Genomic DNA, 20,250 nt, shown 5'->3' on the forward strand with positions numbered 1-20,250 from the left:
GCCGCTCGGATTCCATTGATAGGGTTCGTTGGGCGTTCGGTGCGCAAAACGCGGTGCCCGAAAGTAGTGGACACCCTGGGCTCAGTGTCCGGCTGCTTGAGCGCTGCCGCCCTGGCTCTGTTGAGCGACCATTTCCGGGGCTACCGGCATGCCGGGGAAGAAAATCTTCTGCAGGCCGTTGACCACAATTTGATCGCCAGTCTGGAGACCGCTGCGGATTAACGTGCGCTCTCCCTGGCGGGGTCCCACTTCGACCGGGCGCCTTTCCGTAAGATTGTCCTGAGTGACCACATAGACATAGCGGCGATCCTGGTCGGTGAGCACGGCCTTGCTGTCGATCAGTACTGCCTGAGCCATCTCTTCGATGGGCATTTCTACGCGGGCGAACTGGCCCGGCTTAAAGGTGCCGTTGGGGTTGGCGACCACCGCGCGGAACTGGATGGTGCCTGTATGGCTGTTGAGGCGGTTGTCGATAAAGTCCAGCTGGCCCTTGTGCGGATAGCCGTTCTCACCGGCCAGGCCAATATGGACCGGAGGCCTGGCACCGTCGTTGAGGAGGTTGCGACTGACGGCGAAAGTCTGCTCATCACTTTCGAAATACACGTACATGGGGTCTACAGAAACCAGGGTGGTCAGCAGGGTTGTATCTGCGTTGGCCAGATTGCCTCGGGTCACCAGGGCGCGACTGACGCGGCCACTTATTGGCGCTGTCACCTCGGTGTATTGCAGGTCGAGACGCGCGTTTTCCACAGCGGCTTCGGCCGCATTCAGGGCAGCACGCTCGGCATCCCGCGAAGCAATACGGCGATCGTACTCCTCTCGCGAGATAGCCTTACTGTCGAGTAGCTGCTGGGCGCGGCCGGCCTGCTTCTCACTGAAAGCGAGCTCACTGCGCACTCGCTGCAATTCCGCTTCGGCGGCGCGCAACTTAGCTTTGTAGGGACGTTGGTCGATAGTGAAGAGCACATCGCCGCGCTCAACCAAGGCGCCCTCGGCAAAGGACACCCGGTCGATATATCCACTCACGCGGGGGCGGAGCTCTACGGTTTCCGGAGCGACGACACGCCCGGTAAAGCTGCGCCACAACGTAGTGGCTTCGGTACTCACCTGGGCGACTTCCACCGCCGGGGGCGGAGGCTGTTGTCCAGTGGGTTCACCGGAGCCGCAACCGGCCAGGACCAGTGCCGATAGGCCGAATAGTGTGGCGGTAAGTTTCTTCACCATAACGCGTGTACTCCCTTTGCTTCGGAAGAGAGGGTGTCGGGGCACTCCTCTCAGTTGGGAGGCAACTTTATAGGGGGGCAATAGGGGGGCGGTATCTGGTAACTATGGCTTGATTGCCTATTTCTATTTTTCTTTAGGGGTCTGGGCAATGATTTTGAGTTTTCTGACAATTAGTTAGTACTGTATGTATAACTAGGTTTTTTAAATTCTAGTTATGTCATTACAATGATTTGACAGGTGCAGATCGCTTGAGGTTACCTATTACTGCACAGTGATTGCCCAATCCTGCAATCTCCCGTGATAGTTGCCTAAAACTCCGTATACTGTGATCCACCTTGTTTGATGCTGTCCACGCCACACGGGCGCGAGGAAAAACTATGAGCAGTGAAGATAAAGCGAGAGCAGGAAAAGCCCCGGCTGAGCTGGAGCCGGCAAGGCAAAAACTCATCCAGACCCTGATGCGTCAGGCGCCAGAACAGGGCCTGACGGAGACCGAGCTGGATGGCCTGGCTTTAATTCGCTGCAACGAGCCGCTCGCCTGTGCCTCTTCAGTCTATGCGCCCTCATTAAGCTTTATCATTCAGGGCATTAAAACCCTGGAACTGGGGGATAGGGAAATTTCCTATATGCCCCTCAGTTATGTCGCAACCTCGGTGCATCTCCCTATCCTGGGACGAGTAGAACGGGCTTCTGAGGATGTCCCCTTTCTTGGAGTAAAGCTGACCATTGATCCCAATGAGGTGGCGGATCTGGTCTTGGAGCTGGGTGATAAAGCCCCCGGCATCGAGGCTGGCTACGATTGCCCGGAGGTCAGTTGTGGCCTTTGTGTGACCCAGATGGACCAGGGGATTCTCGATGCGGTGAGCCGCCTGGTGCACCTGGCAGAGAATCCTGTAGACGCGCAAATACTCGCGCCGATGGCGAGGCGGGAGATTATCTACCGGGCCCTTATGGGGGAGATAGGTGCGCGTATGCGTAAATTCGCCATGGCAGATAGCCAGGCCAACCGTGTGTCGCGGGTCATTGAGGTGCTCAAAGACCGCTTCTCTGAACCTCTGCGAATCAGTGACCTGGCCGAGCAGGCCAATATGAGCGAGTCCTCCCTGTATCACAGCTTTAAGCAGATCACCCGTATGTCGCCATTGCAGTTCCAGAAGAAGCTGCGCCTGCACGAGGCCCGCCGTTTGATGCTATCGGAAGGACTGGAAGCGGCCTCGGCCAGTTATCGGGTAGGCTATGAAAGTCCCTCCCACTTTAGCCGTGAGTACAGCCGCATGTTCGGCCTGCCGCCCCGTGCAGATGTGAGCAAGCTGCGCGGGGAGCTGCGGGTACCGGCTTAATCCGAAGTGGTATTGCCCTGCTTGAGGACAAACAGGCTACACCAGCCCTCAGGGCTAATATCTCCTTCCACCACAATACAGGCATTGGGCGGCGTAAATAGTTGGCAGTCCACGCACTTTTTGCCGTCTTTTGGTGTGTCCTGGTAGTTGACCGCTTCTTTGGTCGCCTTGATCTGGGCATTGGCCCTATCTGTGGCGATCAGTGTTGCCGGTAGAATTGCCAGGGCACCTCCGGACAATTTAAGAAACTTTCTGCGGGAAATATTTTGATGGTTTTCCATTGGCAAAATTTCCAAAATGCTTTGCGATAGTCTTCAGCATTTCAGATTAGCCCGGTTTGGAATTTCTGCAGGGGGGGGCTGCTGTGTTGCAGAAAATAAGGCAAGTGAGAATCAATCTTATTACTTAATAAAAAGGCGGCACACAGTGCCGCCTTTTAGGGTTACATCAAATCAAAATCACTTTTTAGTGATAAAGATTTTACCCACCGACTTGTCACGGCTTTGGGCAATTACGCGAACCTTCAGACCGTAAGGCGTAATCGCGCGGCCAGCATCGGGGATCTCATCGCTGCTGAAGCTTCTACGATCGCTGAAGACACGGTGCGGACGGTTGTGAATATCGGTCATGGTAATGCCGTACTCTTCCAAAAGATCCAGGTTCAGCTGCTGAGCCCAGTCGACACCAAAAGTGGCATCGTGGATCTGGTAGCGGGTGGAGGCTACGGAATCATCGCTCCACTTCAGCACCTGTTGGTCTGCATCCACTACGCCGAGGAAACCGTCACCGGGGTGAATACCAACCCAGTTGTTGTCTTGGCTGGTGTCGGCATACCAAACCAGCAGGCCTTCGTTGTAGGTCAGCATTTGGCCGGCCACATTGATGTGTGCCAGACCTTGGTCTACACCGCGATGGGTGCGCCATTCCAGCAGGTAGTAGTGGTCGTGCAGATCGTAGCCGGGGTGGCGGCTGAAGCCGGTCAGGCTGAAGTCGCCATCGCTCTCCGCATCGTCGAAGAGGGTGGCTTGGCCGTCGACATTGATCGTGATGTCATCGGCGAACAGGCCAGGGTTGGCTTCATAGGCATCGGTGATATAAGCGATGGACAGGTTGAACTGTTGGCCGGCGTAGGCGCTCAGGTCAAACTCGGCATCGACCCAACCACCGGAGCTGCCGGTAATACCGAAGCCTGGGTTTTGGCCGTTGGGGCTGGTATCGGTAGTGATATTACCGGGGATAGAAACGAAGCCTTCTCCCAGGTCAACCATGACCGCACCGTAGTCCCAATCTTGCTCAATGTCGTACCACACTTTGAAAGTCAGGCTGGCACTCTGAGCATCGGTCAGATCGACTGGGATTACCATGGAGTTCTGCAGGTTGTTGTCACTGCCACTGAAGTAAGCGTACTCACCGCTGCTGGGCACGGTGACGACCACTTCCTTTTGGGGGAGGTCGATACGGACCGCATCGTTATTGGTGCCCTTGTGTACAGCCTCATCCAACAGGAGCCGGATGCCGCGGCGAGGGATATCTTCCAGGGCGATGGTCTCGCCGTGCAGCCAGTTACCATCGTGGTTGGTCTGCAGATATTCCTTCGCCCAAGCAGAGAAGCCAGTGGGCTCGGAGCCGGGAATAATACCGGCCCAGCTGCCGCTGGACATCACCGACCAGGAGGAGATGGGTTCACCGCGGCCGGAGCCATCGGTATCGTATTCATCGGGCAGGCCCAGGTCATGGCCGTATTCGTGGCTGACAACACCGGCTGCCGCATCGGCAGGCTGTACGGTGTAGTCGTAAGCCGCCATGGTGCCGCCCCAATAATCTACCTCTGCGGCGGTGCCCTCAATGGAGAAAACATCGCCGAGGTTCCAGCGGTGTGCCCAGATGGCATCTTCACCCAGCTGGCCGCCACCGGCCTCTTCACCCACGGAGGAGTGGAAGATCATGATGTGGTCAACCAGGCCATCGGCCTCCCAGAAGTTGCCATCGCCATCCAGGTCATAGCGGTCTTCGATATCGAAGTCGGCCAGGTTAATGCTGGGGTCTGCCGCGGCGGCTTGCAAGGCTTCGCGCACCAGAGCGCGGGCATCACCATCTTCGTTATTGCCGTAGAAAGCCGCCGGCTGGCTGGCGGTGTACCAGCCTGCAACAGAACCTTCTACCGAGTAGCTGTAGCCGGACTGCTGCCAGTAGAACTGCTGCATGGAAAGCAGGTTTTCACCCTGCGGACCAGTGAAGCCCTGCTGGGAAAACAGCAGGTCAGCATAGTGCTGCGCGGCGTAGTCTTCGTAGTACATATCCGTTTCCCCAGGCTCGATGCTGTTATGGGGGAAATCGGGGAAGTCCATCAGGATGGCGAGAACTTTTGCAGTGCGTACTTCGCCTTCGTAGTTTTCAAGTTGAAGCGGGGCTGGTGCGCGGCCATGGCCATGAAAACGCCCCTTGCCTTTGCCCCTTCCTAATCTGGGATGCTTGCCGCCACGGGCGTGCTTCATCATTTGTACCGTTTCACTGGACAAATCCTGAGCAAGACTTTGGTCTTGTTTGGCACGCTCTTTCAGGAACTGGTGCAGAGTGCGCTCGGCTTCGCCGATAGATGCATTTTTACTAATGCGGCCTGAACGCTTGAGCATGTCGATTAGCTTGGCTTCGTTAGCGATCACCAAGTCGATCTGATTACCACCTTGCATTTGAGGTGAGGGGGCAGCAGAGCTGTTCGCAGCCATCAGGCTGAGAGCAAGCGCGCTGACTGGCAGCAGACTATTAACTTTTAGCATTGATCCCTTCTTTCATTTTTATTTTAAAAAAGCGAACGGCTCGGGGATAGTTTTAAATCGTGGGGCACTTGTGCCAGTGCGCTACTCGAGCCGTTTAGGCCGGCTGTAAATTACAGACGGCACATATAGTTCAACGAAGCAGAAGAAATGGGCCGCAATAAATTTTTTGTGATGCTTTTGGCAATTTATTTGTTGGCCTATTGAGGCAGCTTTTGTGGCGGTCAGGCAGGGAGTAATTACGCTTTCCTATAAGACAAATTTATTTAATTATATTTAATCTCTATTTTCTTCGTTTTTTGAAATAGAAACCTAAGGCTGTTCCTTCCAGGGCAACCAAAGAGAGATTTGTAGCCCCCCTCCGCTGCGGTTCATTAATTGAATTCGGCCTCCATGAGCGTCGACAATTTCTCTACAAAGAGCGAGCCCCAGGCCCACCCCTTGTTCTTTGGTGGAGAAAAATGGTAGCAATGCCTGCTGCAAAATTTTTTCACTCATGCCACAACCACGGTCGGCAATAATCAGCTGTTGACCCAGGCCATCGGTTCGAATTGATAGTTCGATATCTTCGCTATTGGAACCCGCTTCGCGAGAATTTTTGATTAAATTGAGTAACGCTTGCTCAATCTGCACCGGATCAAAGTATCCAGGACGCTCAGGCAGTTCACCTTTTAAAATAAATTCCTGTAAGGGGGCGATACGCTCAATAAGCTCTTGCCAACTCACTTGCGCACAGCTGGGAGGCGGTAACTTGGCAAAGCTGGCGTAACCCTGGGTGAACTCAGTGAGATGCTTGCAGCGTTCCGCAATAATATCGAAAACCTTTTCAAGCGCAGTGGCTTTATCTGGTTTGGCAATCAGCATCTTGCCTGAGTGGGCCAGTGAGGAGATGGGGGCCAGGGAATTATTTAATTCATGGCTAATCAGGCGAATTACTTTTTTCCATACTTCCACCTCAGCCCGGGTGAGCTCTTTCGTCATCTCGCGTAAAACAATCAGGCGATGCTTGTGCGCATTGAGGACAAAAGTGCTGTTGCCGATGTGCATGGAATGGGTGCCATGACTGTCGGTAAAGTTAAACAGGCCGTTCTCCCATTTCTCAATAGCGTTGGCTATCTCTCTAGGGCTGTTTGGCAAAAGCTGTTGCAGCAGTAAACCCTGTATAGGCCTACCCCTATTGAGTAGTTTTTTAGCACTGCTATTGGAATAAATAATATGATCACTCTGATCCACCAGGATCAAAGCCTGGGGCGAGCTTTGTATCACAGTGTCTAGTAGCAGTTCCCGTTGGTAAATATGGGCACGCTCGCGTCTTAGGTGCTCTCCAATTTCGTTATACAGGTTTGTAATTTGACTCAGCGCTGTATCCCTTGGGGGCACCAGTGAAATAGAAAAGTCACCGTCGCGGAAGTTGAGCAATCCACCCTGCAAGGACTTTAGAGTGGTGGTTAGGGGCCTCAAGACCCAGCGTATTAAAGTAATATTGACGAAAATACCCAGGATAAGGCCCAGAGCCCAGGATGGCATGGCATTGAGGCCCAAATTGACTAGCAGCCACGACAACGTAGTGCCAATCAACAGTGCTACAGTAGTGCTGGCGAGAATACGCCCCTCGAGAGAGAAATTTTTGGACATCAATAGGGGATACCGTGTTTTTCCAAGCGGCGATATAGGGCCTGCCGGCTCATACCGAGTTCTCGCGCAGCTTGAGCGATAATGCCATTACAGCTGGTTAGAGTCTGTTGCAACAGCTCACGGCTGGGCTCGAAATTGATCTCAGTCTTTTCTACCTGATGCTGTTGTGGCAAAGCCAATAGAGACTCATCGATGGTATCTCCCCTGCAAAGTACGGATGCGCGTTGCATGATATTTTGTAGCTCGCGCACATTGCCGGGCCAGCGATAACGAGTGAGCGCAGTCACCGCCTGGGGAGAGAGCTTTTTAGAGGGATCGTTTTCCTGTAAAAAATTGATGGCCAGAGGCGCTATATCTTCAGGGCGCTCACAGAGGGGCGGTAGGCGCAACTCAATCACATTTAGGCGGTAGAACAAATCCTGGCGAAAACGGCCTTCTGCAATGGCCTGGGGAAGATCGCTATTGGTCGCGCTGATCACCCGGACCTTGACCTTGCGGGTCTGGCTGCTGCCGAGGCGCTGGAACTCGCCGGTTTGTAGTACGCGTAATAGTTTTACCTGTCCACTGGCAGAGAGCTCGCCGATCTCGTCGAGAAAGAGGGTACCGCCATCGGCAGCCTCGAAGCGTCCTTCGCGGGCTTTATTGCCCGAGCCGGTATAGGCGCCTGGCTCGGCGCCAAACAGCTCTGCTTCCATTAGGTCTTCTGGTAGGGCACCCACATTGACCTTGATAAAAGGGCCTTCGCCCAGTAAGGAGTTTGCTTGCACAACTTCCGCTATTTTTTCCTTGCCGGCCCCATTTGGCCCGGTGATCAGCACGGGTACATCAGATTTGGCCACCTGGGTAGCCATCTCCAGAAGTTGTTGCATCTTATCACTGCGGTAGATGATCTCGCGCAAGTCGAACTTACCCTGTAATTCGCTGCGGGCATTGATGGCCTTTTGCTGGGAAGTTCGCTGTTGCTTTTGCAGTTCACCGAGCTCCAGCAGATTATTGATGGTGGAGATCAGTTTATTATCATCCCAGGGTTTGCCCAGGTAATCGGCGGCACCAGCGCGGACCAGTTCTACGGCCATCTCCAATTGCGTCCAGGCGGTCAAGAGGATGATAGGTAGATCCGGGTTGATTTCACGAATGGCAAAAAATAGTTCGCGCCCCTCCTCACCAGAGGTGGTGTCCGCGGTGAAATTCATATCCTGGATCACCAGGCTAATATCCCGATTCTCACGCAACAGCTGCAAGCCTGCCTGGGGGGTAATGGCGCAGAGCGGCTGCAAGTCATGTAATGACAACAGTATTTCCAGGGCCGAGACGATACCGCTGTTATCGTCAATAATAAGTATTTTATCCATAGGACCTAGGGCCAGCTTATAAGCTGGCCATTATGCAATGAGTGAGTGGTTAGGGGGAACTGCTGCCGCTGGTGTTTAAATCCAGATCGTAGGTTAGAAGGTTAGTGTCAGAGGCTAGTGACCACTGCTGGCAGGTTGGTGATCAAAACTCAAGACTCTGGCGAGCTTCCACTGCCCATCTACTTTTTTCCAGAGGTGGGTGAACTGTCCACTCTCGCGTAATACTTCACTGTTATCAGCATTTATGCCATAAAATTTATGTGTACCGCTTTGAATGGCCCCGTAGTTGTTCATTGGGAAAATTTTAACACTATCGCTAATGAGTTCTCGGCGCGCTTTAATATCACTGCCAGATTTTTGTCGTTCACATAATTTGCTAATGTCATCGAGAAATTCACGTGCTGAGCTTGCGGTCTTACCCCACTTATCATGGTACATTTCAAAATCATCAGTGACGAGTTGACTCAGTTTATTAATGTCGCAGCTATTGAAGACAGCATCAAACAGTTGTGAGTCCATAATGGTGATTTCTTTTTCTAATTCCACTGTAGCTTGAGGGCCGGCAACGACGTGATGTTGCTCAGCGATTGCTGTGGGTAAGAAAATTGATATGGCTGTAAACCCGAGAGCCATTAAGTAATTTCGCACAATAAATTCTCCCTTTTTATTTGCTATCTTGCTTTTCACCAAACTGGTGGTCAGCTAAAAAAGCCCGGCCACCAGTTTGAATTTAATTTTATACGCTGCGGGTGGCGATAGCCGGGGAGATATTGGCTGCACGTAGTGCTGGCGCCAGTGCAGCGGCGAGGCTGACAACCAATACCAATAGAGCACAGATAGCGAGCGGCAGTAGGGTTAATACCGGCTGGGAGTAATCGCGCACCATATACTGATTAACGATTAGGGCTGCGGCACTGCCCAGGGCAATACCGGTAGCGGCAATCAGACTGTTTTCAATCAGGAAATAACGGCTGATATTGCTGCGGCTAGCTCCCAGTGCACGTCTAACACCTATTTGTTTGGCGCGTTGGTTAATCCAGAAGATTGTCAGGCCGACAATCCCCAGTGCTACGATAAAACTGAGCGTGGCCGCAACAATAGATAATACTTTTATCATTAAGTTATCCCCTGCATAACTGCGAGCGACATACTCTGAGAGCACTCTGGTTTTAATGACTCTTTGAGGGTCCCTTTCAGAGAGTTTTTCTACCAAGGTCTTTAACACTTCATCGCGCTTTCCCGGCTCGGCACGTACTAAATAATTGACGTCCTGAGTATTTCTGACAATAGGGAAAAAGGCCACATTGCCTGCTTTTGACCAGTCCACCCAAGCGCCCAGATGCCGTTCGACAACACCAATAATTTCTATTGGATGGGACGTGTTGCCATCATAGAGGGGTTTCCCAACAGGATCTTGGTCTGGGTAAATTTTATCCGCGAATTGCTGGGTGATAACTGCGACATTGATATCTCGAATTTCACTCGGGTCAAAATATTGCATTTCAGCACTGGTAAAGTTTCGCCCCGCCACTAATTTTAAACCCAGGGTATTGATAAAGTTTGGGTCCGTATTGTAACGGTTAGAGACCTCTCCACCGACTTCCTGATTAGGCTGAGTGTAAAAAGTGCCCGCGGAACCAGACCGGGATAACGGTATCTGGTTGGTAATGGTTGCATCTTTGACAAAAGGCAGTTTTCTCAGTAACTCCAAATCAGAAGATACGGCTCCAATCATGTCGTAGTTATTGGGGATCGCCATTACGTTGATGGCAATGATCTCCTCTACGGCAATACCGGTGGGCCTTTCTAATTTTGCAATGCGGTCTTTTACGATAACAGCCGTGTTGCTGATAATTGCCAGTGTCAATGCAAGCTGCAGAGCGATCAGCAGGGCAGGCACTTTGTTACGCCAGAGGGCGGATAACATGGGTTTTAATTCAAGCATGACTCGTCCTTACTGGGTTTTCAGATAAATGGAGGGGTTAGTGCGACTGATACGCCAAGCCGGGTAAAGCCCTGCCAATAGGCTTGCGATTAGCGCGAGTCCGATGGCTGCGATCACCATCATCCAATCCATCCTGGCGACCGTATCCAGTTGTCCCATCGCTAAATAACGAATTCCACTGATCCCCATGAAAGCGAGCAAAATACCGACTATTCCACCGAGAATACCGATGGTTGAACTTTCAATGAGGTGCTGGGTGAAGATGGCATTGCGGCTGGCACCAAGTGCTCGACGCACACCCGCTTCGGGCGCTTTGCGTAGAAACTTGGCGAGCAAGAGAGCTACCGCGTTGATGACGCAAACTAATAGGAAGGCCAGGGATACCCAGCCCAATACGCGATTGTCATCGCTGAGAACCTCGTTCAGAACCAGCCACTCGGAAGGTTTACTCAGAGCAAACTTCGATGGTCGCTCGAAGCGCCCCTGCTCCTTTTGTCCTTGAATATACGCGGTTAGGAAGCTTTCGTACTCGGCTTTTTGTTCGCTATCACTGAGTTCAACCCAAAATTGAATCCAGACGCTCTCACTTTGTAGGAAACCCTCGTAGCCTTCGCCCTCTCCACCACTATCCCAGCCATTGGTATTTCCCCAGCTGTAAATTTCCAGCTTGCGGTGGAGGCCAAAAGGCACGAACAGGGATTCAACTTCTGCAAAGGAGCTATTATTGACATCGTAAACTTTGGGTGAGGGCTCCCAGGTATCAATAACGCCTATAACGGTAAAAGGCTGGCTATTTAATACGACGGTTTTACCAACGCTGTTTTCTCCAGAGAATATTTTTTCATTGGTGGCTTTGGATAGCACCACCACCTGCATAGGTGAATTGTCCGCACTCTTTTCCCAGGTGCCGCCGTAAATAAAAGGAACATCGAATAACCTGAAGAAATCGCGGGTGGTTACACGGATGTCAGCGGTATAAGGTCGGATTGCGGAATCTTCCAGTTCTACGGTGAAACCATAGCGGTGCATGGCTACCTGGCGGGTGGGGATATCGGAGCGCAGCAGGGCCTGGGCATCTTTATAGGTCAGCTGCCAGGGGACTTCGTTAGCGTTATCGTAGGCTTTATTCACATCCCAGCTATCGAGCTGTACTGCGAAAAGCACGTCATCCTTATGTTCAAGCGCGTTCTGCGACATCATGTAGTTGAGAGTGAGTACTGTCATAGACGCGCCCACACCCACCGCGATAGCCGCGACCATCAGTGCGCTTAATATCGGTGTACTGCGCAGGCTGCGCAACGCCAGGGAAATATAGTATCCAATCATTATGCCGGCCCTTATGCTGTGATGGCTTCAGTTTGGTCGGTGACTGGGCGTAGATCGCACACCTGTCCATCCACAATCTGAATATTGCGATGTGCGCGGCGGGCCAATTCGGGATCGTGGGTGACCATTACGATAGTGGTGCCCCACTCATTGATAAACTCCAGAAGCTCCATAACCTGGCGCGCCATCAGGGAGTCGAGATTTCCGGTGGGTTCGTCTGCGAGCAGAAAGCGTGGCTCACCGGCCAGTGCTCGGGCGATGGCGATACGCTGCTGCTGGCCGCCGGAAAGTTGCGCAGGCAGATGTTTGGCCCGGGCAGACAGGCCCACCTGCTCCAGGACCTTTTCGATGCGTTTACAGCGCTCTTTAGCGTTAAAGCCGCGGTAGCGCAGAGGAACATCAATGTTATCGAACAGGTTGAGATCGGGAATCAGGTTGAACCCCTGAAAAATAAAGCCGATTTTTTCATTGCGCAGTCGGGAGCGCTGGCGGTCACTCAGGTTGCTGACATCTTCACCATCCAGTAAATATTGGCCTCCGGTTGGGGTTTCCAGTAGCCCTGCGATATTGAGAAAGGTGGTTTTACCGGAGCCGCTGGGGCCGGTGACAGAGACAAATTCCCCTTCCTTTACTTCCAGGCTGAAGTCGCGCAGGGCGTGGGTTTCAATGGTGTCTGTGCGGAAACTCTTGCGGACGTTATGCATTTTAAGCATGGCGATGTTCCTTGTTTTTCACTGAATTTTTAAATCGTTGTTCATTGCGGAAGCAGAAAAGTCGTAGCTTGCGCGTGTTTACTGTCTGGTTTGGTTTACTCTTTCAGGGCGACCAGCTGGGCCCTCTCCAATTCTTCGGAAGCGGAGATAATGATTTGATCCCCCTCTTGCAGGCCGGAAACGATTTCCACTTGTTTCAACCCCAATGCGCCAATTTGAATACCAACGCGTTCCGCCTGCTGTTGATCGTTAAGGCGAAACGCATAGCGACCGCCGCTCTGATCCAGGAAACCGCCGCGTTTCACCAGCAGCACATCATTGCGGTTCTCCAACAGCACACGGGCGGTGAGACGCAGGTTCTGACGCAGGTTCTGGGGCTGTCCCTCGCTAAAGCGCACACGGGCGATGACTTGGTTATCGATAACCTCGGGGGAAATCGCGGTAATTTCGCCGGGCAGTTCACGCCCTCCCAGATTGATGGCCACGGCCATATTCAGGCCCAGGTCGTCGGCGTAGTTTTCCGGCACGGCGGCTTCTAATTCGAAACTGGTGAGGTCCACGACGGTGATCAGTGGCGCATTGGCGGGCACTGCACTGCGCTGGGTGACGGCGAGGCTGCCGACAGTGCCGTTCACTGGAGAGAGAATCTGCAGTTCGCGCACACGGCGCTCCAGCTCCTCCACTTGTAGTTGTTGTTGTGACAACTGCAGCTCCAGAGTCTGGGTTTCAAAGGTGAGGGATTCTTTCTCCAGCTCTGCGTTTTGTACGGCCTGTTGGTATTCCAGCTGGGCGCGGGCCATTTCGTCCTTACTGCGCTCAAAGTCGAGCAGGGAGATAATCTGTTTCTCCATTGAGAGTTCGGAGCGCTTCAACTCCCGTTTAGCCGCGGTGAGATCGACCTTGGCCAGGTCGGCTTTCTGCTGGTTCTCCATCTGTTGGCGCTTGGCCTGAATCTTCTGCCGTTGCAGCTGCACACCGAGCTGGTTTAGTTGCGCCTTTTCCTGGGCCAGCTGGTTGGAAAGCTCGGGGCTGTCGACGGCGGCGAGGATTTGGCCGGCCTTTACGCTATCCCCGGCTTTCACTGAAAACTTCACGATACCCTGGGCGGGGCTGAACAGGGTGGGACTGTTGGCGGCGACGACCTTGCCCTGGACCACCAGGTCGCGTACCAAATCACCGCGTTCCACTTGGGCGATATTGATGCGTGACAGAGATAGGGTGTTATCCACAGAGCTGGTGCTGTGCCAGGCGCTGATACCCCAGATGAGGAAAGCGGTGGCCAGGCCGAGGCCGAGGGTGCTCTTAATTACTTTTGGATTCTTCCACAGCGGCACGGCTTCGACTTTTGTATCTTGCCTGGAAGTGTCTCTGATCATCTCGCTTTCCATTTCTCTTTATCGGGGCTTTTGCTTTTCCAAATTGGATGCAAAACATTTTCTATTCGGATGCAAACCCAAAAATATTGGTTTTGCCGAGTATTTAGCAAGGGCTGTGCCAACTTTAAAAATGCTTGTAACTCACTGATAAATAAGGATTATTTTATTTTCTGGGAGTGCGGGGCTTTTCCGCGGGTGTCCGCAAAAAGTGTCCGCTGTCCGCTTTGTCCGCTAGCTCTATTGATGTCGGGGAAGAGGGATAAAGCTAGGGTTGGGGAGATTGAAGGCGAAGGTCGATCCGCTGAACCTTGGGTCTACAGTGGGGATTCATGCGGGGGGACTGTGCATGTGGTAGAGTGCGCGGCCTTTTTTTGATCAATTCAAATTTATTGCGTTTATGTTCCTTCCATCGCTGCTCTCATCGACCAAAGCCGACTGGTTCGGCAATATACGTCGCGACGTTCTCGCAGGCCTGGTAGTGGCCCTGGCCCTGATTCCAGAGGCGATCGCCTTTTCTATTATTGCGGGGGTGGACCCCAGGGTTGGACTCTACGCCTCCTTCTGTATTGCCGTGGTGATCGCCTTTGTGGGCGGTCGGCCGGGCATGATTTCCGCGGCCACGGGTGCCATGGCACTGCTGATGGTGACGCTGGTGAAGGAGCACGGCTTGCAGTATCTGCTGGCGGCGACGCTGCTCACCGGGGTGCTGCAGATTATTGCCGGTTACCTCAAGCTGGGCAGCCTGATGAGCTTTGTGTCCCGGGCGGTGGTGACCGGGTTTGTGAACGCCCTGGCCATTCTGATATTTATGGCGCAGATGCCCGAGTTGATCGGTGGCACCTGGGAGGTCTACGCCATGACCGCAGCGGGCCTGGGGATTATCTATCTCTTCCCCTATATTCCGGTGATTGGTAAAGCGGTGCCCTCGCCGCTGGTGTGTATCCTACTGCTTACCGCAGTGGCCGTGACCATGGGGTTGGATATTCGTACCGTCGGCGATATGGGCGAACTGCCGGATACTCTGCCGATCTTCCTCTGGCCCGAAGTGCCGCTGAATTTTGAAACCCTGCAAATTATCTTCCCTTATTCCGCTGGCCTGGCCGTGGTCGGTCTGCTGGAATCTCTGATGACGGCAACCATTGTCGACGACCTGACCGATACCAACAGCGATAAGAACCGTGAGTGTAAAGGGCAGGGGATTGCCAATATTGCTGCCGGCTCTCTCGGTGGTATGGCCGGTTGCGCCATGATTGGCCAGTCGGTAATCAACGTGAAGTCCGGCGGTCGCGGTCGACTCTCGACCCTGGTGGCCGGTATTGGCCTGTTGACCCTGGTGGTATTTCTCAGTGACTGGGTGGCGGTAATCCCTATGGCAGCCCTGGTGGCGGTTATGATCATGGTCTCTATCGGCACCTTTGACTGGAGCTCCATACGCAACCTGAAGCACTATCCGCTCTCCACCAATTTGGTCATGCTGGCCACTGTGATTGTGGTAGTGTGGACCCATAACCTGGCTTATGGTGTGTTTGTTGGGGTGTTGCTGGCCGCGCTATTTTTTGCCAACAAAGTCAGCCACTTTATGTATGTAAGCAGTAAACTGGACGAGGCACAGAGTCGTCGTACCTATAAAGTGATTGGGCAGGTTTTCTTTAATTCCGCCGATAAATTCACCGCATCATTCAACTTCAAAGAAGTCGTGGATACGGTAGTGATCGACCTCAGCCGCGCGCACTTCTGGGATATCTCCGCGGTGAACGCCCTAGACAAAGTTGTGCTGAAATTCCGTCGCGAGGGTGCCCAGGTAGAGCTGGTGGGACTTAACCAAGCCAGTGAGACAATCGTCGACCGGTTCGGCGTACATGATAAACCCGAGGAAATTGAACGGGTTCTTGGAGGACATTGATGGCCGTAAGCAACAGCGACAATAACAATAACTCCTTTGGTAATGGTGCTACACCGCCGTTGATACTCTCCTGTATCGACGGCTCCCATTACACCGGCGCAGTCTGTGATTATTCGGCCTGGCTGGCCGATAGCCTGGGTGCGCCGTTAAAGCTGTTGCATAACATCGAACGCAGTGAGGTCCCTGCGGTAACGGACTTCACCGGTAGCATCGGCCTCGGCAGCCAGGAAGAGTTACTGGAAGAGCTGACCGCGCTGGAGCAACAGCGCGCGCAGTTGCTGGTAAAACAGGGCAAACTGATGTTGCAGGCCGCGCGTACTCGCGTTGAGGCTGCTGGAGTGGAGCAGGTAATGAGCTGCCAGCGCCACGACAGCTTGCCCGAGTCCGTGGTGGAGCTTGAGGATTCGATTCGTGTGCTGGTGCTCGGTATTCGCGGTGAAGAGCACGCGGATTCTGACCAGGGCCTGGGTGCGCAATTGGAGACGGTGGTGCGTGCCCTGCACAAGCCGATTCTGGTGGTTAACCGGGAATTCCAGCCACCTAAGCGGATTATGCTCGCTTACGATGGTAGCGAAGCCGCGCGCAAGGCCCTGTCGCTGGTGGCAGAGAGCCCTCTGTTCCGGCAGATGTCCTGCCATCTGGTCAATGTGGGACCTGCGGATGTGGCGGAGAAGCTGCTGGCGCAGGCCAGCGCTGAGCTGGATGCCGCGGGGCTGGCGGTTACTGCCAGCCACCTGGAGGGCAATCCGGTCGAGGCTTTGATTGCCTATCAGGCCGAGCACCAGATTGATCTCACGGTGATGGGGGCCTTTAGCCACAATCGCTTGCGTGACCTGTTAATGGGGAGTATCACCGCCAAGATGCTGTTAAAAACCCGGCAACCCCTGCTGCTGTTGCGTTGATCATTGAAGCTCTGGGGCCGAGGCCTCAGAGCGCCAACGCCGCCTCCCTGGGACTGGCGAACCAGCGCAGTGCTTCGGCATCTGCAGGCAGTGTTAATTCGCAGTAATGCGCCTCCGGCCGAGCACGGCATAACTCCTCCTTCGCAATCGCAAGGTAGTCGCTCAGTGTCCGCAGCGATTGAGGCTTCTCTTCTTTGTTTATTTCCCCTGCGAAAAAATCCATCTCTGCCAGGCTGACAACTGGGCCGAGTTTTTCTTGCTGGAAGCGCCAGACTCCCTGAGCCGTGTCGAAGGTGTAATAGGGCAGCAGCCTCCAGCCGTGCCGTGAGACCAGGGCAACTGCCTCTAGCAAGTATTCAAAGGTGTCATCGTCGATAAAATAATTGAAATTCAGGCGCACCCAGCCGGGCCGTAATAGTTTTTGCCCCTTTAGGATCTGTTCTTCCAGAGCGCGGCTGTGCTCCATATCAATGCCGAGCAGTGCGTGCCCATAAGGGCCGGCACAGGAGCAGCCACCGCGGGCCTGGATACCAAACAGGTCGTTGAGTAACGCCACCACAAAGCCGTAGTGCAAGTCTTTGCCCTGCCAGAGAATGCGCAGTGAGGCGATGGAAAGGCGTGGTACCTGCAGATTACCGAGAATTTCGATATTTTCTTCAAGAGACCAGCGCTGCAGGGCACGGCGAATAAAGTGCTCTTCACGTCTGGCAATTTCCTCGGTGCCCACCATCCCCTGCAGTTTGAAGACCATGCCGGCGCGAATGGACTCGACAATGGCGGGGGTGCCGCCCTCCTCACAGCGCTCCGAGTCTTCCAGGTAACGGTGATCTTGCGGGGTGACATAGAGCACTGTGCCTCCGCCGGGAGTCGCCGGTACAGAATTTTTTAGCAGCCGCTCGTGTACCACCAGAATACCGGGTGTACCCGGCCCGCCGACAAACTTGTGTGGCGAGATAAAGGCCGCGTCTTTATTCGCATCTTCACCATTGTCCCCAACTGCGCACATGTTGATCCCCACATAGGGCGCGGCAGCCGCATAGTCCCAGAAAGATAGGGCGTCGTAGCGGTGCAGCAGTTGGGTGACGGCCGTTACGTCGGTTTTAATGCCGGTCACATTGGAGGCGGCGGAAAAACTGCCGATCTTCACGGGACGCTCGGCGTAGGTCTGCAACAGGGATTCCAGGTTGTTGAGATCCAATCCGCCCTGGCGATTCAGGGGGATAGAAACCAGTTCGGCGATGCTTTCCCGCCAGGGCAATTCATTGGAATGGTGCTCGTAGGGGCCGATAAAAACTACCGGCCGCTGCTGCTGGGGGATTTGCTCCAGTAGCTGGTGGCGCTTATCCAGGTCTGCCGGCAGACGCAAGTTGAGGATATCAATCAGCTTGTTGATCGCAGCGGTGGCGCCTGAGCCGCAAAAAATGATTTTGTGCTCGGGGCCTGCGTTGACCGCGCGGCGAATCTCTGCCCGTGCCTCCTCGCGCAACGCACTGATCTGGGCACCGGTAAAGGAGCTCTCGCTGTGGGTGTTGGCGTAATAGGGCAGCACCTGCCGGCGGATGGCATCTTCGATAAAAGTCAGTGAGCGGCCGGAAGCCGTGTAATCGGCATAAATCAACGGCCTCGGTCCAAAAGGGGTGGGAATGGGCATGCGATCGCCGATAACAGATGCGCGAATGTGCTTGATAAGAGTGGTCATGATTCTATTCCCTGTTGTTTAGGGCCACTCTAGGTCTTTAGCAGTGAAACAATGTGCCTATTTGTATGGTTTTTTATCTCAAGTCCGAAACAGAGTACCGTATTATCAACAATTTCGGATCACTGTATTGATATTTACGTATTTGGTGAGACGATAAGCTATTTGGCAGCCAGTGTGGGGGCAGATATGGCAGCGGTGCTTAACCGGCAGGACAAACAGATTCTCGAGCTGTTGCAGCGGGATGCGACGCTCTCTGTGGGAGATATTGCCGAGCAAGTGGGGCTTTCAAAATCCGCCTGCTGGCGGCGTATTCACAAAATGGAGGAGGAGGGCGTGATCGCCGAGCGGGTGACACTCCTGGATCCTCAGAAACTCAACTTGCCACTGACTGTGTACATCTCCATCCGCACCAATCAGCACAATGATCATTGGGCTGCTCAGTTCGGTGAGTTGGTGCAGGGCATCGCCGAGATACTGGAGGTGCATCGTATGAGTGGGGATCTCGATTACCTGATCAAAGCGGTGGTTACCGATATGCCCGGTTACGACCGCCTTTACAAGGAGCTGATCAAAGCTGACCTATTTGATGTCAGCTCCAGTTTTGTGATGGAGACCATGAAGCAGACTACCCGCCTGCCATTGACTTACGCTGGGGCGGTATGAGGGGTCAGTGACCGTGTCGGCTGCGCCACCACTGCAGAATTTTTGCTTCACCCCTGGCCCGGTCCCCTTCGGGAACTCGCATACTATTGCGTATTTCTTTCCAAGTATTGGAGTTGAGCCATAAGTTCAGGGCCAGTGCAATCAACATAGCCACTATGGCCCCTAGGCCTGCCAACAACATATCCTTCTGCGCATCCCAAATATCCCCCTGTGAACCGAGAAAGGCGATACCCAGTTCCGGAGAGACGGTGCGTGCCGCTTGCCACTCGATGATTTCATAAATGGAGGATAGGGCGAAGGTGACGTCCACCGGGAAAAAGTAAGCCCAAAAACCGCGCAAGCCTGCCAGGCGAATCAATATCTCCCGTACCGGGTAGGCCAGTAATAAGCCAAAACTGAAATGTACCAACCGGTCGTACATATTGCGCTCACTGCCGAGCCACTCGCCCATGGAGAAACCGAACGGTACCTCTGCGTAAGTGTAGTGGGAGCCGATGACATGCAGACACATAAACAGAGTGATGAGCGTGCAGGAAATCCTGGAGAGAGGAAATACCCGGGCGCTGAGCAAAATAACGGGTAGGGTTGCAAAGACCAGGTAGTTTTCCAGCAACCAGTCATCTGGATGCAGCGGCTGCCAAGCAGACCAACCCCAGGCTAGGGCGAAAACGGTCAGTAGAAACAGGTGGTACCAGTGTCGACGAAGACTGGACATAACTGCGGAATCCCCACTGCAGACAAGGTATTTCTGCGCCAGCATACACGATTGCGCGTCTCCTTGGATTCCTTGGGATAACTCCTTCCACACGGAGCTAGTGCAGGGCCGCTCGGTAGGGTAGCGCTTGGGTAATAAGCGCCTCCTCATCGAGCAGCTGGGAAAGCCGTTCCTCCACCGTATGGCGGGGAAAATACTCCAGCGCCAACTCCACAAACAGTTCGTGGTGGCGAGCCTCGCTTTCGGTGATTACCCGGTAAAAATTTTTCAGCGGCCCCTCCGGTAGGGCTTCGGCTACCAGGCCAAAGCGTTCGCAACCGCGCGCCTCGATAATGGCGGCGGTGAGCAGCCGGTCCATCAAGTATTCCTCCGGGCCGCGGCGAATCAGCCGGCGCAGGGCGTGGATATAGGGATCTTTCTCATCCGCTGCCTGATAGATGCCGCGTTCATGCATGATTTTGATGACCTGACGAAAATGGTTCATTTCCTCTAATGCCAGGTTCACCATGGCTTCCACCAGCAAGGGTTTGTCCGGGTAGTGGGAGAACATGGAGACGGCCATGCCGGAGGCCTTCTTTTCTGCAGCGGCGTGATCCTGCAGAAAACGGTTGAAATCCTTGAGCACTACTTCTGCCCAGGCCTTTGGGGTTTTATAACGAAGTTGCAACATGATGGATGACGGT

At 53.7% G+C, this 20,250-nt stretch carries 17 protein-coding genes; 4 read left to right on the forward strand and 13 right to left on the reverse strand.

Translation table 11 applies throughout. The features are described 5' to 3' along the window. Positions 1-81 precede the first annotated feature (81 nt). Positions 82-1,224 carry an efflux RND transporter periplasmic adaptor subunit gene (locus tag FIU95_RS03720; protein ID WP_152451609.1) on the reverse strand — a complete coding sequence of 381 codons (1,143 nt, stop codon included), beginning with the start codon at positions 1,222-1,224 and terminating at the stop codon, positions 82-84. A 377-nt stretch (positions 1,225-1,601) separates the two neighbouring features. Between FIU95_RS03720 and FIU95_RS03725 the strand changes: the two genes are divergently transcribed. Then, positions 1,602-2,564, forward strand: coding sequence for an AraC family transcriptional regulator (locus FIU95_RS03725; protein ID WP_152451611.1), 963 nt, complete (start codon positions 1,602-1,604; stop codon positions 2,562-2,564). On the opposite strand, the gene FIU95_RS03730 is transcribed toward FIU95_RS03725, so the two are convergent. From FIU95_RS03730 to FIU95_RS03770, 9 genes are all read right to left on the reverse strand, one after another. Then, positions 2,561-2,845 carry a twin-arginine translocation signal domain-containing protein gene (locus FIU95_RS03730; protein ID WP_152451613.1) on the reverse strand — a complete coding sequence of 95 codons (285 nt, stop codon included), beginning with the start codon at positions 2,843-2,845 and terminating at the stop codon, positions 2,561-2,563. The genes FIU95_RS03725 and FIU95_RS03730 overlap by 4 nt on opposite strands. Before the next feature lie 177 nt (positions 2,846-3,022). Beyond that, positions 3,023-5,341 (reverse strand): immune inhibitor A domain-containing protein, encoded by a 2,319-nt coding sequence (locus tag FIU95_RS03735; protein ID WP_253868834.1) that lies wholly within the window; start codon positions 5,339-5,341, stop codon positions 3,023-3,025. 309 nt (positions 5,342-5,650) lie between these two features. After that, positions 5,651-6,973, reverse strand: coding sequence for a PAS domain-containing sensor histidine kinase (locus tag FIU95_RS03740; protein ID WP_152451615.1), 1,323 nt, complete (start codon positions 6,971-6,973; stop codon positions 5,651-5,653). Beyond that, entirely contained in the window at positions 6,973-8,325 is a 1,353-nt protein-coding gene (locus FIU95_RS03745) for a sigma-54 dependent transcriptional regulator (RefSeq protein ID WP_152451617.1), read from the reverse strand. The genes FIU95_RS03740 and FIU95_RS03745 overlap by 1 nt, the downstream gene beginning before the upstream one ends. A gap of 114 nt (positions 8,326-8,439) precedes the next feature. After that, positions 8,440-9,012: a nuclear transport factor 2 family protein gene (locus FIU95_RS03750; protein WP_152451619.1), complete on the reverse strand. Its 573-nt coding sequence runs from the start codon at positions 9,010-9,012 to the stop codon at positions 8,440-8,442. A gap of 49 nt (positions 9,013-9,061) precedes the next feature. Beyond that, on the reverse strand, positions 9,062-10,270 hold the full coding sequence (locus FIU95_RS03755; protein WP_152451621.1) for an FtsX-like permease family protein: 1,209 nt from the start codon (positions 10,268-10,270) through the stop codon (positions 9,062-9,064). 9 nt (positions 10,271-10,279) lie between these two features. Then, positions 10,280-11,596: an ABC transporter permease gene (locus tag FIU95_RS03760; protein ID WP_152451623.1), complete on the reverse strand. Its 1,317-nt coding sequence runs from the start codon at positions 11,594-11,596 to the stop codon at positions 10,280-10,282. 11 nt (positions 11,597-11,607) lie between these two features. Further along, entirely contained in the window at positions 11,608-12,309 is a 702-nt protein-coding gene (locus tag FIU95_RS03765) for an ABC transporter ATP-binding protein (protein WP_152451625.1), read from the reverse strand. Positions 12,310-12,404: 95 nt separating this feature from the next. Beyond that, positions 12,405-13,685, reverse strand: coding sequence for an efflux RND transporter periplasmic adaptor subunit (locus FIU95_RS03770; RefSeq protein ID WP_152451627.1), 1,281 nt, complete (start codon positions 13,683-13,685; stop codon positions 12,405-12,407). 397 nt (positions 13,686-14,082) lie between these two features. Between FIU95_RS03770 and FIU95_RS03775 the strand changes: the two genes are divergently transcribed. Then, positions 14,083-15,588 (forward strand): SulP family inorganic anion transporter, encoded by a 1,506-nt coding sequence (locus FIU95_RS03775; protein ID WP_152451629.1) that lies wholly within the window; start codon positions 14,083-14,085, stop codon positions 15,586-15,588. After that, entirely contained in the window at positions 15,588-16,490 is a 903-nt protein-coding gene (locus tag FIU95_RS03780) for a universal stress protein (RefSeq protein ID WP_152451631.1), read from the forward strand. The genes FIU95_RS03775 and FIU95_RS03780 overlap by 1 nt, the downstream gene beginning before the upstream one ends. A 25-nt stretch (positions 16,491-16,515) precedes the next feature. Here the strand turns inward: FIU95_RS03780 and FIU95_RS03785 are convergent, their stop codons facing one another. After that, the gene (locus FIU95_RS03785) at positions 16,516-18,189 is read right to left on the reverse strand and encodes an aminotransferase class V-fold PLP-dependent enzyme (RefSeq protein WP_152451633.1); all 1,674 of its coding nucleotides are present in this window, start codon (positions 18,187-18,189) and stop codon (positions 16,516-16,518) included. Between the two features lie 186 nt (positions 18,190-18,375). On the opposite strand from FIU95_RS03785, the gene FIU95_RS03790 reads away from it, so the two are divergent. Then, positions 18,376-18,852 (forward strand): Lrp/AsnC family transcriptional regulator, encoded by a 477-nt coding sequence (locus FIU95_RS03790; RefSeq protein WP_152451635.1) that lies wholly within the window; start codon positions 18,376-18,378, stop codon positions 18,850-18,852. 4 nt (positions 18,853-18,856) lie between these two features. Here the strand turns inward: FIU95_RS03790 and FIU95_RS03795 are convergent, their stop codons facing one another. Next, positions 18,857-19,567 (reverse strand): DUF2238 domain-containing protein, encoded by a 711-nt coding sequence (locus FIU95_RS03795; RefSeq protein WP_152451637.1) that lies wholly within the window; start codon positions 19,565-19,567, stop codon positions 18,857-18,859. Positions 19,568-19,664: 97 nt separating this feature from the next. Then, positions 19,665-20,237 carry a tRNA-(ms[2]io[6]A)-hydroxylase gene (locus FIU95_RS03800; protein WP_152456100.1) on the reverse strand — a complete coding sequence of 191 codons (573 nt, stop codon included), beginning with the start codon at positions 20,235-20,237 and terminating at the stop codon, positions 19,665-19,667. Positions 20,238-20,250 lie beyond the last annotated feature (13 nt).

Origin of the sequence: Microbulbifer sp. THAF38 (assembly GCF_009363535.1) — a bacterium.
GTDB lineage: Bacteria > Pseudomonadota > Gammaproteobacteria > Pseudomonadales > Cellvibrionaceae > Microbulbifer.

Excerpts from the sequence above, each read along its gene's own strand:
- FIU95_RS03720 (WP_152451609.1), bottom strand. The coding sequence starts at position 1,224 with ATGGTGAAGAAACTTACCGCCACACTATTCGGCCTATCGGCACTGGTC.
- FIU95_RS03725 (WP_152451611.1), top strand. The coding sequence starts at position 1,602 with ATGAGCAGTGAAGATAAAGCGAGAGCAGGAAAAGCCCCGGCTGAGCTG.
- FIU95_RS03730 (WP_152451613.1), bottom strand. The coding sequence starts at position 2,845 with ATGGAAAACCATCAAAATATTTCCCGCAGAAAGTTTCTTAAATTGTCC.
- FIU95_RS03735 (WP_253868834.1), bottom strand. The coding sequence starts at position 5,341 with ATGCTAAAAGTTAATAGTCTGCTGCCAGTCAGCGCGCTTGCTCTCAGC.
- FIU95_RS03740 (WP_152451615.1), bottom strand. The coding sequence starts at position 6,973 with ATGTCCAAAAATTTCTCTCTCGAGGGGCGTATTCTCGCCAGCACTACT.
- FIU95_RS03745 (WP_152451617.1), bottom strand. The coding sequence starts at position 8,325 with ATGGATAAAATACTTATTATTGACGATAACAGCGGTATCGTCTCGGCC.
- FIU95_RS03755 (WP_152451621.1), bottom strand. The coding sequence starts at position 10,270 with ATGCTTGAATTAAAACCCATGTTATCCGCCCTCTGGCGTAACAAAGTG.
- FIU95_RS03760 (WP_152451623.1), bottom strand. The coding sequence starts at position 11,596 with ATGATTGGATACTATATTTCCCTGGCGTTGCGCAGCCTGCGCAGTACA.
- FIU95_RS03765 (WP_152451625.1), bottom strand. The coding sequence starts at position 12,309 with ATGCTTAAAATGCATAACGTCCGCAAGAGTTTCCGCACAGACACCATT.
- FIU95_RS03770 (WP_152451627.1), bottom strand. The coding sequence starts at position 13,685 with ATGATCAGAGACACTTCCAGGCAAGATACAAAAGTCGAAGCCGTGCCG.
- FIU95_RS03775 (WP_152451629.1), top strand. The coding sequence starts at position 14,083 with ATGTTCCTTCCATCGCTGCTCTCATCGACCAAAGCCGACTGGTTCGGC.
- FIU95_RS03780 (WP_152451631.1), top strand. The coding sequence starts at position 15,588 with ATGGCCGTAAGCAACAGCGACAATAACAATAACTCCTTTGGTAATGGT.
- FIU95_RS03785 (WP_152451633.1), bottom strand. The coding sequence starts at position 18,189 with ATGACCACTCTTATCAAGCACATTCGCGCATCTGTTATCGGCGATCGC.
- FIU95_RS03790 (WP_152451635.1), top strand. The coding sequence starts at position 18,376 with ATGGCAGCGGTGCTTAACCGGCAGGACAAACAGATTCTCGAGCTGTTG.
- FIU95_RS03795 (WP_152451637.1), bottom strand. The coding sequence starts at position 19,567 with ATGTCCAGTCTTCGTCGACACTGGTACCACCTGTTTCTACTGACCGTT.
- FIU95_RS03800 (WP_152456100.1), bottom strand. The coding sequence starts at position 20,237 with ATGTTGCAACTTCGTTATAAAACCCCAAAGGCCTGGGCAGAAGTAGTG.